Origin of the sequence: Streptomyces sp. AC558_RSS880 (genome assembly GCF_019049255.1) — a bacterium.
Taxonomy (GTDB): domain Bacteria; phylum Actinomycetota; class Actinomycetes; order Streptomycetales; family Streptomycetaceae; genus Streptomyces.
The window spans coordinates 55,783-71,010 of sequence record NZ_JAGMUJ010000072.1; the positions used below are offsets into that span (position 1 = coordinate 55,783).

General features: G+C 73.8%; 13 protein-coding genes. 9 read left to right on the forward strand and 4 right to left on the reverse strand.

What is annotated here, in order from left to right; genetic code table 11:
• Nucleotides 1-118 precede the first annotated feature (118 nt).
• The gene (locus KUM38_RS22845) at nt 119-1,912 is read left to right on the forward strand and encodes a sulfatase (protein WP_217131287.1); all 1,794 of its coding nucleotides are present in this window, start codon (nt 119-121) and stop codon (nt 1,910-1,912) included.
• Nucleotides 1,913-2,051: 139 nt separating this feature from the next.
• On the forward strand, nt 2,052-3,353 hold the full coding sequence (gene paaK / locus KUM38_RS22850) for a phenylacetate--CoA ligase PaaK (RefSeq protein ID WP_217131288.1): 1,302 nt from the start codon (nt 2,052-2,054) through the stop codon (nt 3,351-3,353).
• A gap of 13 nt (nt 3,354-3,366) precedes the next feature.
• Here the strand turns inward: paaK and KUM38_RS22855 are convergent, their stop codons facing one another.
• Nucleotides 3,367-3,945: a TetR/AcrR family transcriptional regulator gene (locus KUM38_RS22855; RefSeq protein WP_217131415.1), complete on the reverse strand. Its 579-nt coding sequence runs from the start codon at nt 3,943-3,945 to the stop codon at nt 3,367-3,369.
• A 200-nt stretch (nt 3,946-4,145) separates the two neighbouring features.
• On the opposite strand from KUM38_RS22855, the gene KUM38_RS22860 reads away from it, so the two are divergent.
• Entirely contained in the window at nt 4,146-5,924 is a 1,779-nt protein-coding gene (locus KUM38_RS22860) for a serine hydrolase domain-containing protein (RefSeq protein WP_217131289.1), read from the forward strand.
• 9 nt (nt 5,925-5,933) lie between these two features.
• Here the strand turns inward: KUM38_RS22860 and KUM38_RS22865 are convergent, their stop codons facing one another.
• The 3 genes from KUM38_RS22865 to KUM38_RS22875 all read right to left on the reverse strand — a co-directional run bounded on the left by KUM38_RS22865 (nt 5,934) and on the right by KUM38_RS22875 (nt 10,310).
• Nucleotides 5,934-7,502: an NAD(P)/FAD-dependent oxidoreductase gene (locus KUM38_RS22865; protein WP_217131290.1), complete on the reverse strand. Its 1,569-nt coding sequence runs from the start codon at nt 7,500-7,502 to the stop codon at nt 5,934-5,936.
• A 50-nt stretch (nt 7,503-7,552) separates the two neighbouring features.
• Entirely contained in the window at nt 7,553-9,820 is a 2,268-nt protein-coding gene (locus KUM38_RS22870; RefSeq protein ID WP_217131291.1) for a serine/threonine-protein kinase, read from the reverse strand.
• A gap of 118 nt (nt 9,821-9,938) precedes the next feature.
• The gene (locus KUM38_RS22875) at nt 9,939-10,310 is read right to left on the reverse strand and encodes a ferredoxin (protein ID WP_217131292.1); all 372 of its coding nucleotides are present in this window, start codon (nt 10,308-10,310) and stop codon (nt 9,939-9,941) included.
• 145 nt (nt 10,311-10,455) lie between these two features.
• Here KUM38_RS22875 and KUM38_RS22880 point away from each other — a divergent pair, with 145 nt between their 5' ends.
• The 6 genes from KUM38_RS22880 to KUM38_RS22905 all read left to right on the forward strand — a co-directional run bounded on the left by KUM38_RS22880 (nt 10,456) and on the right by KUM38_RS22905 (nt 15,226).
• On the forward strand, nt 10,456-10,833 hold the full coding sequence (locus KUM38_RS22880; RefSeq protein ID WP_217131416.1) for a DUF6479 family protein: 378 nt from the start codon (nt 10,456-10,458) through the stop codon (nt 10,831-10,833).
• Nucleotides 10,834-10,898: 65 nt separating this feature from the next.
• Nucleotides 10,899-11,249 (forward strand): hypothetical protein, encoded by a 351-nt coding sequence (locus KUM38_RS22885; protein WP_217131293.1) that lies wholly within the window; start codon nt 10,899-10,901, stop codon nt 11,247-11,249.
• Between the two features lie 243 nt (nt 11,250-11,492).
• Complete coding sequence (locus tag KUM38_RS22890; RefSeq protein ID WP_217131294.1) at nt 11,493-11,999, forward strand: SigE family RNA polymerase sigma factor; 507 nt, start codon at nt 11,493-11,495, stop codon at nt 11,997-11,999.
• An 11-nt stretch (nt 12,000-12,010) separates the two neighbouring features.
• Nucleotides 12,011-12,526: a cellulase gene (locus KUM38_RS22895; RefSeq protein ID WP_217131295.1), complete on the forward strand. Its 516-nt coding sequence runs from the start codon at nt 12,011-12,013 to the stop codon at nt 12,524-12,526.
• A gap of 130 nt (nt 12,527-12,656) precedes the next feature.
• Nucleotides 12,657-13,955, forward strand: coding sequence for a bifunctional glycosyltransferase family 2/GtrA family protein (locus KUM38_RS22900; protein ID WP_217131296.1), 1,299 nt, complete (start codon nt 12,657-12,659; stop codon nt 13,953-13,955).
• The gene (locus KUM38_RS22905; protein ID WP_254397606.1) at nt 13,952-15,226 is read left to right on the forward strand and encodes a glycosyltransferase family 39 protein; all 1,275 of its coding nucleotides are present in this window, start codon (nt 13,952-13,954) and stop codon (nt 15,224-15,226) included. Before KUM38_RS22900 ends, KUM38_RS22905 begins: the two co-directional genes overlap by 4 nt.
• The last annotated feature ends 2 nt before the right edge of the window (nt 15,227-15,228 follow it).

Sequence of the window (15,228 nt, forward strand, 5' to 3'; positions counted from 1 at the left end):
AAACCGGGCCGGCGCGCTTTGAACCCACGGCGGCGTACCGACGTACTGGTGGGGGCGGGCCCGCTCACCGGGCCCTGTTCGCCATGCCAGCGCAGGACCGCACGGAAGGACCCTCCGGGTGTCGCTCTTCATTCGCCCCCGCCGGCTGCCGGACACCACCGAGGGCGGAGCGGACCGGGACGGCGGCCCGGCCGCGTCCGAGGAGACCGCCGGGGGCACACCGCCGGTGGTCGCGCCACCGGGCTGGTTCGGCTGGCGGCACCGGTGGCCGCGTACGGCGCGCGGCGTCACCGTCGGGACGACCGTGCTCGCCGGGGCGCTGGTGCTCTTCGCGCTTCTCGTGCCGAACCGGGTGGAACGCCTCGAGGTCAGCGCGTTCGTCCGGCTGCCCGCCGAGGGCATCCTGCTCGCCACGCTGCTGCTCGCGCTGCCGTCGAGGTGGCGGCGGATCGCGGCGGTGGTCTCGGGCGTCCTGCTCGGTCTGCTCACCGTCCTGAAGTTCGTGGACATGGGCTTCTACCAGGTGCTGGCCCGGCCCTTCGACCTGGTGCTCGACTGGATCCTGCTGGACGACGCGACGGACTTCGTCCGGGAGTCGTTCGGCCGGGGCGGGCAGGTGCTCGCCGTGGCCGGGGTGATCGCGCTGTTCGTGGCCCTGCTGGTGCTGATGACGCTGGCGACGGTGCGGCTGACCGGTCTGATGGTCCGCCACCGTCCCGTCGCCGTCCGCACGACGCTGGTCCTGGGCGTCGCGTGGATCACCTGTGTCACGCTGGGCGTGCAGGTCACCGGTGTGCCGGTCGCCACCAAGGGCACCGCGGAGATGCTGGGCAACCGGGTGGAGCAGGTGCGGGCGGGGCTGCGCGACGCGCGGGTCTTCGAGAAGGAGGCCGCCGTCGACGCCTTCGCGGACACGCCGCCCGACCAACTGTTCACCGGGCTGCGCGGCAAGGACGTGCTGTTCACCTTCATCGAGAGTTACGGCCGGGTCGCGATCGACGACCCGGCGATGGCGGGACCGGTCGACGCGGCGCTGAAGGACGGCACCCAGAGGCTCGAGGACGCCGGTTTCGCCTCCCGCAGCGGCTGGCTGGAGTCCCCGGTGACCGGCGCCGGCAGCTGGCTCGCGCACTCCACCTTCCTGTCCGGCCTGTGGATCAAGAACCAGCAGCGCTACCGCAGCCTGACCACCAGTGACCGCATGACCCTGACCAAGTACTTCCGCAAGGCCGGTGGCTGGCGGACCGTCGGCATCGTGCCCGGGGTGCGGCGGGCCTGGCCGGAGGGCGAGTTCTTCGGCCTGGACCACATCTACGACTCCGAGCACCTCGGCTACCACGGCCCGTACTTCAGCTGGACCCCCGTGCCCGACCAGTTCAGCCTGGAGGCCTTCGAACGCCTGGAGCACGGCGAGGCGGACCGTGAGCCGATCATGGCGGAGATCATCCTCGCCTCCAGCCACAACCCCTGGTCCCCCATCGCCCGCATGATCGACTGGGACGACCTCGGTGACGGCTCGGTGTTCCACGGGATCAAGAAGGAGGGCACGGACCCGAAGGAGGTCTGGAAGGACCCGGAGAAGGTGCGCACCGAGTACCGGCGGGCCATCGAGTACTCGCTGAGCAGCCTCACCGGGTGGGTCGAGCGGTACGGCGACGAGAACACGGTCCTGGTGTTCCTCGGCGACCACCAGCCGGTGCCCACCGTCACCGCCGGGAGCACCAGCAGGGACGTGCCGGTCACGATCGTCGCCAAGGATCCGGAGGTGCTGGACCGGGTGGCCGACTGGAACTGGACCGACGGCCTCAAGCCCGCGCCCGACGCTCCGCGCTGGGCCATGGACGAGTTCCGCGACCGCTTCATGACGGCGTACGGACCGCGGGGCGGGGGCTCCGCCGCGCCGGCCCCGTGAGGAACGCCGACGCGGGAAAAAGTGCAGGCCGGGCTCTTGCCCTGGGAGGCGTCGCCTGACTTACTGATCCCGATGGATCGACCGAATGATCGGTCGCCCGGATCAGCACGATTGCCCGACAGGTGAGGAGAACGTCCTGATGACGGAGGCGGCGGACCTGCTGGACCCGGCGGAGCGGCTCGACCTCGAGGGCCTGCGGGCGCTCCAGCTGGAGCGGCTGCGGAGCTCGCTGCGGCACGCGTACGATCATGTGCCGTTCTACCGGGAGTCCTTCGACAAGGCGGGCGTCCAGCCGGACGACTGCCGCTCGCTGTCCGATCTGGCCCGTTTCCCGTTCACCACCAAGGCGGACCTGCGGGAGAACTACCCGTACGGCATGTTCGCGGTGGGACGCGACCGGATCCGCCGTCTGCACGCCTCCAGCGGCACCACCGGACGCCCCACGGTCGTCGGCTACACAGAAGGTGACCTTTCCATGTGGGCCGACATGGTGGCCCGGTCCATCCGCGCGGCGGGCGGCCGCCCCGGGGACACGGCACATGTGGCCTACGGCTATGGCCTGTTCACCGGTGGTCTGGGCGCCCACTACGGCGCCGAACGGCTCGGCTGCACGGTGATCCCCGCGTCCGGCGGGATGACGTCCCGCCAGGTGACGCTGATCCAGGACCTGAAGCCCGAGATCATCATGGTGACCCCGTCCTACATGCTCACCCTGCTCGACGAGTTCGAACGGCAGGGCGTCGACCCGCGCTCCACCTCGCTGCGGGTGGGGATCTTCGGCGCGGAGCCGTGGACGGAGCGGATGCGGCAGGAGATCGAGGAGCGGTTCGCGATCGACGCGGTGGACATATACGGGCTGTCGGAGGTGATCGGACCGGGTGTCGCGCAGGAGTGCGTGGAGACCAAGGACGGTCTCCACATCTGGGAAGATCATTTCTACCCGGAAGTCGTCGACCCGATCACCGGCGAGGTCCTTCCGGAGGGCGAGCGGGGTGAGCTGGTCTTCACCTCGCTCACCAAGGAGGCGATGCCGGTCGTCCGGTACCGGACGCGGGACCTGACCCGTCTGCTGCCGGGTACCGCCCGGGTGTTCCGGCGGATGGAGAAGGTCACCGGCCGCAGCGACGACATGGTGATCCTGCGCGGGGTGAACCTCTTCCCCACGCAGATCGAGGAGATCGTGCTGCGCACCCCGGGCGTCGCACCGCACTTCCAGCTCCGCCTCACCACCGAGGGCCGGATGGACTCCCTCACCGTCCGCGCGGAGGCCCGTGCCGACGCGGACGCCACGACGCGGGACGCGGCCGCCCGGTCGATCGTGGCGGCGGTGAAGGACGGCATCGGGGTTTCGGTGGACGTGGAGATCGTCGACCCGGAGACGCTGGAGCGCTCGGTGGGCAAGATCCGGCGGATCGTGGACCTGCGCGAGAAGCGGGACTGACCGCCCGTTCCGGCTACTCGGCGGCCACGATCCGCTCGACCGCGGCCGCCACCAGCCGTTCGCGCTCCTCCGGGGTGAAGACGTCCGGCAGGGTGAGCTGCTCGACGATCAGCCAGTTCAGCGCCAGGTAGAGCAGCTTGACGGCCATGGCGTCGCCGGGGAGGCCGGACCCCTCGTGGTAGCGGACGTTGGCCTCGACGTCGGCACGGACCCGTTCGGTGAGCACCTCGCGGAGTTCCGGGCGGCGGGTGGCCTCCAGCCGGAGTTCGAGCAGCGCGAGGTATCCGGTGCGGAAGGCGGCGATACGGCCGACCAGTTCCCGCATCAGCCCCGCGTAGGTCTCCCGGTCACGCCCGGCGGCCCGCTGCCGGGCGACGAGTTCCTCGTCGGGCTGGAGCCGCTCGTAGACCCGGGCGCCGGCCTGGGTGAGCAGGTCGTCGCGTGAGGCGAAGTAGTTCGACGCGGTGCCGACGGGTACGGCGGCCTCGGCGTCCACCGCCCGGAACGTCAGACCCCGGGCGCCCTCGCGGGCCAGCACCTCGATCGCGGCGTCCACCAGGGCGGCCCGCCGCCGCTCGTTCCGTCTGACCACTGCCACACCACTCCACTCGCGGCACACCCCGCCACACCACTTCAGCCAGAGTACTACACCCGGAGTCATCCACCTCGGGGCGGAGCGACCGCGCACGCCCCATTGACACAGCCCGCACCTGACAGGAAAGTTTCACCCCGCAAGGCGATCCCCGAAAAGTTCTTTCAGCCCGTGCGGGGCCACGACCCGGGAGGAACCTGATGGCGGACGAAGGGGCGAGAAGCATCACCCGACGTCAACTGGGCGGAGGCGCACTGGCCCTGGGCGGCGCACTGACCTTCGCCTCCCTCCCGGCCGATCCGGCGTCGGCGGCCGTACCGGCGCGCGGCGGCCGTCCGACCCTGCGGCACGGTTCGGCCCGGCGCGCCGGACTGCTGGCCGCGCCCCTGCGGCAACTCGTCACCGACGCCGAGGCGTTCCTCGCCCCGTCCCCCGAACATCCCTGGTACGCGGGCGCCGTCCTGCTCGCCGGGCGCGGCGGCACGGTCGCGCTGCACCGGCCCATCGGCATGGCGGTGCGCTATCAGGCGTACGACGAGGAGACCGACACGGGCGTCGAGTTCCCGCCCGACCGGCAGATCCCGATGGCCGAGGACACCGTCTTCGACCTGGCCTCGGTGTCCAAGCTGTTCACGTCGATCCTCGCCGTGCAGCAGATCGAGCGGGGCGGGCTGGAGCTGGAGGCGGCCGTCGCCTCGTACCTGCCGGAGTTCGGGCGCGCGGGCAAGCAGGACGTCACGATCCGTCAGCTGCTCACCCACACCTCGGGTTTCCGCGCCTGGATCCCGCTGTACGACGCGCCCACCTACGAGGAGAAGGTCCGGCTCGTCCACGACGAGAGGCCGGTCAGTCCGCCCGGGACCGCCTACCTGTACTCGGACCTGAACCTGATCTCGCTCCAGCTGGTCCTGGAGAAGGTCACCGGCCGCACCCTCGACGTCCTCCTGCGCGACGAGATCACCGGCCCGCTGGGCATGCGCCGCACCCGCTACAACCCTCCCGCCTCCTGGAAACCGCGGATCGCGGCCACGGAGGACGCCCGCAGGCCGTGGTCCGGGCTCGACCGGGGGCTGGTGTGGGGCGAGGTGCACGACGAGAACGCCCACAGCCTGGGCGGGGTCGCCGGCCACGCGGGCGTGTTCTCCGACGCCTGGGACCTGGCCGTCCTCGGGCGGACCCTGCTCAACGGCGGCGTCTACGGCCGGGAGCGGATCCTGGCCCCGGAGTCGGTGGAGCTGATGTTCACCGACTTCAACACCGCCTTCCCCGGGGACGAGCACGGTCTGGGCTTCGAGCTGTACCAGCACTGGTACATGGGCGCGATGGCCACCCCGCGCACGGCGGGCCACACCGGCTTCACCGGCACCTGCCTGGTGCTCGACCCGACGACCGACTCGTTCCTCGTCGTCCTGGGGAACTCCGTCCACCCGGTGCGCGGTTGGCGCTCCGGCTCCGCGCCCCGGGTGGCCGCCGCGAACCAGCTGGCCCGCGCGGTGCCGGTCCGCCCGGCCCGGGGCCGTACGGCATGGTTCTCCGGGATGGCGGGTTCGGCGACGGCGACCCTCACCCTGCCCGCGCTGGACACCTCGTCCGGCGAGGCGCGGCTGCGCTGTTCGCTGTGGTGGGACACGGAGCCCCGCGCCGACGTCCTCGTCCTGGAGGCCTCCACCGACGACGGCACGGTCTGGCAGCCGGTGCCGTTCACCACGCGGCGCCGGGGCGGGGAACCGAGGCGGCACCCGTCCGGCACGGCCACCGGCTGGTCCGGCCGGGTCTGGCACGACCTCGTCGCCGCCCTGCCCGCCGCGCGGGGCCTCACCCTGCGCTGGCGGTACACGACGGACCGGCTGTACGCGGGGCGCGGCGCCTATGTCGACGGGGTGCGGGTCGAGACGCCGGACGGCCGGCTGTTCGACGACGCGCGCCGGACGGACGCGGCGCGCATCCGGGCGGAGGGCTGGACCCGGTCGGCCGACTGAGCCGGCGCGTCACGCCTCCCCGGCCTCCAGCACCGCCATGGCCGCGTTGTGTCCCGGCACTCCGCTCACCCCGCCGCCGCGCACGGCGCCCGCGCCGCAGAGCAGGACGCCTGCGTGCCGGGTCTCCACGCCCCAGCGGCCGGTGCCGTCCTGGGCGTGGGGCCAGGAGAGTTCGCGGTGGAAGATGTTGCCGCCGGGCAGTCCGAGGTCGCGTTCCAGGTCCAGCGGGGACCGGGCCTCCAGGCACGGGCGTCCGTCGGCGTCGGTGGCCAGGCAGTCCGCGAGGGGTTCGGCCAGATGGGCGTCGAGCTGGGCGAGCGTCGACTTCAGGAGTTCCTCGCGTACGGCGTCGTTGTCCCGCTCGAACAGTCGGGCGGGGGTGTGCAGTCCGAACAGGGTGAGGGTCTGGTAGCCCCGGGCGGCCAGGTCAGGGCCGAGGATCGTGGGGTCGGTGAGCGAGTGGCAGTAGATCTCCGAGGGCGGGACGGCGGGCGGCTCACCGGCGGCGGCCTGGGCGTGGGCGGCGGCCAGTTGTCCGTACCCCTCGGCGATGTGGAAGGTGCCGGCGAACGCCTCACGGGGGTCGACGGAGGTGTCGCGCAGCCGGGGCAGCCGCTTGAGCAGCATGTTCACCTTGAGCTGGGCGCCCTCGGCGGGCGGCGGGGGCGTGTCGCCGGTGAGGGCCGCCAGTTCCCGCGGGGAGGCGTTCACCAGGACGTGCCGCGCGGCGGCGACGCCCTCGCCGTCGGCCGTGCGGTGGACGACCTCGGCGGTGCGGCCGTCGGTGTCGACGCGCACCGCCTCGTGACCGGTGGCGATGACCGCGCCGGCGGCGCGGGCGGCGTCGGCCAGCGCGTCGGTGAGGGCTCCCATGCCGCCGACCGGTACGTCCCAGGCGCCGGTGCCGCCGCCGATGACGTGGTAGAGGAAGCAGCGGTTCTGCTTCAGCGAGGGGTCGTGGGCGTCGGCGAAGGTGCCGATGAGGGCGTCGGTGAGGACGACGCCGCGCACCAGGTCGTCGGCGAAGTGCTCCTCGACGGCGACGCCGAGGGGTTCCTCGAACAGGGTCCGCCAGGCCTCCTCGTCGCCGACCGTGCGGCGCAGCTCCTCGCGGGTGGGCAGCGGCTCGGTGAGGGTCGGGAAGACGCCGCGGGCGACGCGGCCGGTCATGTCGTAGAAGCGCTGCCAGGCCCGGTACTCGCGGTCGGAGCCGGTGAGCCGGGCGAACGCCTCGCGGGTGCGCCGCTCACCGCCGCCGACGAGCAGCCCGGTGGGCCGTCCGTCGCGTTCGACGGGGGTGTACGAGGAGACGGTGCGGGTGCGCAGCCGGAAGTCGAGCCCCAGTTCCCGGACGATCTTCCGGGGCAACAGGCTGACCAGGTACGAGTACCGGGACAGCCGTGCGTCGACGCCGGGGAACGGACGGGTGGACACCGCCGCCCCGCCGGTGTGGTCCAGCCGCTCCAGCACCAGCACGGAGCGTCCGGCCCGGGCGAGGTAGGCGGCGGCGACGAGGCCGTTGTGGCCTCCGCCGACGATGACGGCGTCGTAGGTCCGGGTTCCCTCGGGTGCGGTCATGGTCCTTCGTAGCACGCGCCGGTCCGCACCGGCCAGAGGCGGCCGGGGCCTCACGCCCCGCCGGCCGCCCACCGCTGCCGCACCGCCGCCGCCCGGCGGTACAGCTCGGCCGCCTCCGCGCCGCGGCCCAGCCGTTCCAGGCAGTGGGCCTCGTCGTCGCGGGCGGCGAGGGTGTCGGCGTGGTCCGCCCCGAGGACGCGTTCGCGGGTCCCGGCGACCCGCCGGTACTCGGTCAGCGCGTCCGCCCAGCGGCCGAGCCAGCCCAGCCCGACGGCCACCTCGCGGCGGCTGACCAGGGTGTCCGGGTGGTCGGGGCCGAGGACCCGCTCGCGCAGCGCGCACACCTCACGGGACTCGGCGAGGGCGTCCGCCCAGCGGCCGAGCCGGCCGAGGTTGACGCCGATGCCGTGCCGGGCGCGCAGGGTCTCGGGGTGGGTGGCTCCCTGGACGCGGGTGCGGTCCTCGACGAGGCCGCGGTAGAGGTCGAGTGCCTGGCCGGTGCGGCCGAGCCGGCCCAGGCTGATCCCGGTCTCGTAGCGGGCGGCGAGGGTGTCGGCGTGGTCCGGGCCGAGGGCCCTGGCGCGGGCCTCGGCGACCTCGCGGTAGGTCTCCAGGGCCTCGGCCCAGCGGCCCAGCTGACCGAGGGCGTAGGCGACGTCGTACCGGGTGACGAGGGTGTCGGGGTGCTCGGGTCCGAGCACGCGGGCGCGGGCCGCGGCCACCTCGCACGCCATGCCGTAGGAGTCCTCCAGGCGGCCGAGCCGGCCGAGGTTGAAGGCGAGGTTGTGACGGCAGCGCAGGGTGTCGGGGTGGTCGGGCCCGGTGGTCCGCTCGCGGGCGGCGAGCACCGACAGGTAGACCTGGTGGGCGTCGAAGGGGCGGCCCAGCTGGGCCAGGACGTACGCCATCTCCTGGCGGGCGGCGAGGGTGTCGGGGTGGTCGGCGCCGAGCGCGCGGATACGGGCCTCGGCGACCTGCTTGTAGGCGCGCAGCGCGTCGGCGGCGCGGCCGGTGCGGCTGAGGGTGAACGCGACCTCGTAGCGGCTGGCGAGGGTGTCGGGGTGGTCGGGGCCGAGGAGGTGCTCGCGCTCGGCGGCGACCGCGCGGTGCACCTCCCCCGCCTCCGTCCAGCGGCCGAGGCGTCCCAGGCTCAGGCCCGCGTTGTGCCGTCCGGCGAGGGCGGTCAGCGCCTCCGGGGAGGGAACGGGCGGCTCGTCCGCCGCGGGCTGTGCGCGGGAGCCGGTGGCGGGGCGGGCGATCCACTCGCCGGACAGGCCGGCCGCCGGGTCGGGGGGCGCGGTGCGCAGTCCCGTTCCGGCCGGCTTGTGTCCGGAGGTCATGCCGCGGGTCCAGGACTGCAGCCGGGCCGCGCGCCCCGCCGGCTCGGGCTCCTCGAAGCGGTACGGACGGACCGCGGGCGCGTCGAACGAACCCGCCGGGCCCGCGCCGGCCGCCACCACGACCGGCGCGGCCCGCAACGCGCCGATCCGGCGGGCCAGTTCACGGGCGCTGTCCGGTCGGCCGCCGGGCTCCTTGGCCAGCAGGTCCAGGATGATGCGCTCCAGCCGCTCGGGCAGTTCGGCGCGGTGGCCGCGCGGCGGGCGGGGCGGGGTGTCGCGGTGGCCGACGAGGATCGCCCAGGCGTCGTCGAGGTCGAACGGCGGTACGCCGGTGGCGATCTCGTACAGCACGCAGCCGAAGGAGTACAGGTCGCTGCGCCGGTCCACCTCCGAGCCGCTGATCTGCTCCGGCGACATGTAGTGCGGGGTGCCCATCGCGACGCCGGTGCCGGTCAGCCGGGAGGTGAAGCCGATGTCGTGGCCGAGGCGGGCGATGCCGAAGTCGCAGATCTTCACCGTGCCGTCGTCGAGCCGCACGATGTTGGCGGGCTTGAGGTCCCGGTGCACGACACCCTGGTCGTGGGTGTAGGCGAGGGCCGCGGCGACCTGCTCGGCGACCTCCACCACCTCGTCGACCGGCAGCGGGTGCTGCTTGTTGTCCTCCAGGAGCTGGCTGAGGTTGCGGCCCTGGAGCAGCTCCATCACCAGGTAGAGCACGCCCTCGGACTCCCCGAAGTCGTGGACGACGGTGATCCCCCGGTGCTGCAGGGCCGCGGCCACCCGGGCCTCCCGGCGGAACCGCTCGCGCAGCACCCGGCCGAACGACTGGTCCTGCTGCGGGCCGACGGGTTTGAGGCACTTCACGGCGACCTGCCGCCCCAGTGACTCGTCCCGTGCCCGCCACACCTCCCCCATGCCGCCGCGTCCGATCCGGTCGATCAGCCGGTACCGGCCATGGATCAGCCTGCTGTCCCCCATCTCCTTCGCCCGCCCCCGTCGCAGTCCGCCCCGCCCTCCCCTGGCTCGTCCAGTATGGCGGCAACTCGCCCGAGTTTGTACGGTGCCGCGACGCCCGGCCCCCTCGCTCACCGGCCGGTCAGTTCAGCGTGGCGAGGAACTCCGTGCAGGCCCGTGCGCAGGCGCGGCACGCCTGTGCCGTCTGTTCCGCACCGGAGCAGCCGTCGAACACCTGGGCGCTCTCCAGGCACACCTGGCGGCACCACTCCACCTGGACGCGGATGGTCGCCTCGTCCACCTGGTTCTGCTCGGACAGCACCCGGCAGGTCGCGTCGCAGACCTCCGCGCACATGATGCCCTTGCGCCGTACGAGTTCCTGGTTCTCGGTGCCGTCCGGGTCCACGAGGCTCGCCCGCGTCGCACAGGCCCGCGCGCATTCGGTGCATGCCTGGGCGCACGCGAAACGGTCCTCCAGGAACCGGAACAGCTCTTCCTGGGATGTCGTCGTCACACCACGCGGGTAGCCGCCGCCCCGGCGGTCAAACCCGGTGCCCGCAAGGGTTCCGCGCGATTTCCCGGGTTCCGCGGCGGGCATCCGCGCGGCGCGGTGAGGTGGGCAGGTTGGTGGACGGGACCAGGGGTACCCGCGAGCCATGATGAACACCGCGTGGATGGAGACGGCCGACCTCGCCGCGGGCCGCGGCGCCCTCGGTGCGGGGCTCGTGGTGGCGGGTGTGGTGGTCGTGGCGCTGCTGATCGGCATGTTCGTGTTCGGCAGCCGCCGGGTCAGGAACAGCACGGTGCGCCGGCCCGGCCCGGAGGAGCAGCCCCGGACGCCCGAGGGGGGCCCGGTCCGGGAGACACGGGAGCGGCGGGAGCCGGACGAGGTGCCCAGGAGCGACGAGCGGCTGCTGCCGCACGAGCTGAAGGGCCACGGCAACGCCGGCAGCCGCACGAGCGCGTCGCAGGAGCGGCCCCGCTGGAACGAGGACAGCAGCGGGGCGTTCGGCAGCGGCGGACCGGGCGGCCACTGACCGTCCCGCTCCCCCGGCGGCCCGCCGCCGGGGCCCGCAACGTCGTACACAGGGAAGTGAGAGCCATGGCAGATCCCGCCCGCAACACCCTGCCGCTGCCCGATTACGACCATCTGCCCATCGGCGGTCTGGAGAGCCGGATCCGCTCGCTGTCCGCGGACGAGGTCGAGGAGCTGCTGGCCTACGAGCGGTCGCACGCCGACCGGGTCCCGGCGACCCAGCTGCTGACGGCCCGGCTGGAGCAGCTGAACGCGGGTGCCGAGCCGACGTCGGGCGACCCCGGCGCGCTGCGCCCCGAACAGGGCGCCGGCCGGGCCGGGTCCCCCGTCTCGCCCGCCACCTCGCCGCAGCCGTCCAGCCCGCCGCCGCACGGCACCCCGGACCAGCGGGGCAAGCCGAAGGGTGACCGTACGTAGGCAGGACCGGCCACCGCCCCGGGGGCGGGTCGTACGTCCGTCGATCGCTGTGACGCGGTCATGGGCGTACGGCCCGCCCTTTCGCGTGTCCGGGGGCGAGCGTGTCCGGTGTCCGGGGGTGAGGCGTGTTCGAAGTGAGGCGCGCTCGGGGTGAGGCAGATCACAGCACTTGGGTGCATCGTTTCGCCGGGCCGTAGGTCTTTGTCTCAGGTGTGAAGGGTTGTTCGGACACGGGCGGTGGGGATGGAGCGGTTTCGGGTGGACGGCTTCGACGAGTTCGTGGCCGCCCGCTGGCCGGCGCTGCTCCATGTCGCGCGGCTGCTCACCGGTGGCGACCGGCAGCGGGCCGAGGACCTCGTCCAGGAGGCCCTGGTGAAGCTGTGGTTCGTCTGGCCGAGGGTCGCCGAGCAGGCCCCGGAGGCGTACGTGCGCCAGGTGCTGGTACGGATGGCGGCCCGTTCGGCCCGGCGCCGCTGGTGGGGGGAGCGTCCGGTGGGCGAACTGCCCGACCGGGCCGGGCCGGGCGACGTGTCGTCGGCCGTCGCGGAGCGCTCGCGGCTGGAGGCCGCGCTGGCACTGCTGCCGCCCCGGCAGCGGGCCGCGGTGGTGCTGCGCTACTGCGAGGACCTGCCCGAGGGCCAGGTGGCACAGGTCCTCGGCTGCCCGGTGGGCACCGCGCGCTCCCACGCGTCGCGCGGGGTGGCGCGGTTGCGGCAGATCCTGTCCGACTCCGTCAGGCCCGTGGGGTGAGGGGAGAAGCGATGGACGACTTCGAGCGTGAGCTGACGCGCATGATGCGCGACACCCGGCAGCCGGCTTCCTTCCGGTCCGAGCACCAGGAGCGGCTGTACGAGGGCATCCGGGTCCGCCGCCGGTCCCGGATGCTGTGGCGGGCCGGCGGGTCGGCCCTCGCGGTGGCCGGGCTGAGCGTCGGGCTGGCCCTGCTGCCCGGCGCCGACTCCCGGTCCCTGCCCGCCGACCGCGGGCCGCTGCCGGCGACCGGTCCGACGCCGCCCCCGGTGTCCCCGCCGCCGACGTCCGTCCCGAGCGCGGACCCGAGCTTCTCCCTGCCGCCGACGAGCACGTCCGCGACCACGGCACCCGGGTACGGCGGCACACCGACCTCTCTCCCGCCGACCACCACGCCGGGCTCGACCGGGCGGGCCACGACGGCACCGCCGCCGTCCGCCTCCGCGCCGCCGGCCACCCCGCCGTCCACCACGGCGGCGCGGTCGCCCTCCGCCTCGGCCGACGAGGAGTCGCCCGGCAGCGGTTAGACCGCACCGCCGTCCCGCCCGTGGGCGAAAGCCGTCCCGGGCCGTGTCCCCGATCATCACTCGGGCGTATCCGGCATGCCGCCACCAGGGCCCGTCATGCCGTACGCCGGAAAGAGACCGTGAACCCGTCATGAGAACCGCGAGGCGGCCGGCACCGACCGACCGCCGCTCATCCGCCGCGTCCGCGGCGCAGGTGGCGCTGCCGCGCCGGGCGCCGCTGCCGGCGCACCATCCGGAACCCGTTCTGGACGTGGTCGTGCCCGTGCACAACGAGGAGAACGACCTGGAGCCCTGTGTCCGGCGGCTCCACGCGCACCTCGCGGAGACCTTCCCCTACACCTTCCGGATCACCGTCGCCGACAACGCCAGCACGGACCGCACCCCGGCGATCGCCGAGCGGCTGGCCCGGGAACTGCCGGGGACGGAGTGGATACGGCTGGCCGAGAAGGGCCGCGGCCGGGCCCTGCACACCGCCTGGTCCCGGTCGTCCGCGCCGGTGCTCGCCTATCTGGACGTGGACCTGTCCACCGATCTCGCGGCCCTGCTGCCGCTGGTGGCCCCGCTGATCTCCGGGCACTCGGACATCGCGATCGGCACCCGCCTGGCCCGTGGCTCCCGGGTGGTGCGCGGGCCGAAGCGGGAGATCATCTCCCGCTGCTACAACGGGCTGCTGCGCGGCGCCCTCGCCGTGCGGTTCTCCGACGCCCAGTGCGGTTTCAAGGCGGTGCGGCGGGACGTCGCCGAGCGGCTGCTGCCGCTGGTCGAGGACCGGGAGTGGTTCTTCGACACCGAGCTGCTGGTGATAGCCGAGCGCGCCGGGCTGCGCATCCACGAGGTGCCGGTGGACTGGGTGGACGACCCCGACAGCCGGGTCGACATCCTGTCCACGGCGCTGGCGGACCTGCGCGGCATGGCCCGGCTGGGGCGTGTGCTGGCCGGCGGCCGGCTGCCGCTGGCCGCACTGCGCCGCCCCGAAGAACTCGACGAGGCCGCCGGCCTGCCGCCCGCGCTGGTCCCGCAGCTGATCCGGTTCGCCGCGGTCGGGGTGGCCAGCACCCTGTTCTACCTGCTGCTGTACGGCCTGCTCCGGCCCGCCGCGGGCGCCCAGGCGGCCAACGCGCTGGCCCTGCTGGCCAGCGCCGTCGCCAACACCGCCGCGAACCGGCGGCTCACCTTCGGGGTGCGGGGCCGGACCGGGGTGCTGCGCCACCAGCTCAAGGGGCTGGCGGCGTTCCTGGTCGGCCTCGCCCTCACCAGCGGTTCGCTGGCCGTGCTGCACCGCACGGCGCCCGGGTCCGGACCCCGGGTGGAGCTGCTGACGCTGATCGCCGCCAACCTCGCCGCGACCCTGCTGCGCTTCCTCCTCCTGCGGGCCTGGGTGTTCCCCGGCCGACGCTCCCGCCGTACGACAGGATCCCCGACCTCATGACCATCGCCCCGGCCGACCAGGCCGGCCCGGCCCCGTCCCCCGTGCCCCGTGCCGAGGACGCCCCGCCGACCGCCCCGGACCCGCGCGAGCGGCTGCGCCGCGCCGCCGCGCACTACGGGCCCGTCCTCGCGGTGTACGGCGCGCTGAAGCTCGTCGGCTTCGCCGTCTTCATGTATCTGCTGGACTCGGCCGGCGACTTCCGCGAGAAGCATCCGCGCTTCGGCGGCGGCGCCCACACCTGGGACGTCCTGGGCAGCTGGGACGGCTGGTGGTACCAGCAGATCGCCCTGCACGGCTACGACCCGGCACTGGAGCCGATACCCGGCGCCACCGGGCTGATCACCCTCGAGGGCAACTCGGCGGCGTTCTTCCCGCTGTACCCGGCGCTGATGCGGATCGTGTCCGAGGTCACCGGGCTCGGCCCGTACGGCGCCGGCATGACCGTGTCGGTCGTGTTCTCCTTCGTCGCGGCGCTCGGGATCCACGCCGTCACGGCCCGGCTGGGCGGACGCCGGGCCGGTCTGATCGCCGTGGGGCTGTGGGCCGTGTGGCCCGGTTCCGGCGCGGAGTGGGCGGTGTACTCCGAGTCCGTGTACACGGCGCTGGCCGCCTGGGCCTGCTACGCGGTGATGACCCGTCGCTGGCTCACCGCCGGGGTGCTGACCTTCACCGCGGGGCTCGCCCGGCCCACCGCCGTCACCCTGGTCGCCGCCCTCGCCGTCGCCGGGCTGCTGGCGGTGTGGCGCCGCGAGGAGGGCATCCGCCGCCCGCTGACCGCGGTGGCGATCGCCCCGCTGGGCGCGGTCGGCTACCTGGGCTGGGTCGGCTACCGGATGGGTGACTGGGGCGGCTACAACAAGCTCCAGGACGGCGCCTGGGCCCACAAGTTCGACTGGGGCCGGCACAGTCTCGACGTGCTGACCTCCGTACCCGTCGGGCACTTCGACTACCGGTTCGCGATGCCCGTGGAGGACCTGATCGGGGTCGGGGTGGTGCTGCTGGTGCCGGTGCTGACGGTGCTGCTGGTGCGGCTGCGGCCGCCCGTCGTCCTCGTCGTGTACACGGTGCTGTCGTACCTGATGGTGATGGCGACCCAGCAGTACTTCGGCAACGTCTCCCGCTATCTGCTCCCCCTGTTCCCGTTGTTCGTCCCGCTCGCCCTGGCCATGCGCCGGCTGAGGTGGCCCTCGCTGGCCACGGTGCTGGGCACGGCGGCCCTGGCCTCCGGCTCGTACGCGGGGTACGTCCTGTTCGAACTGGGCGTGCCGTAGTC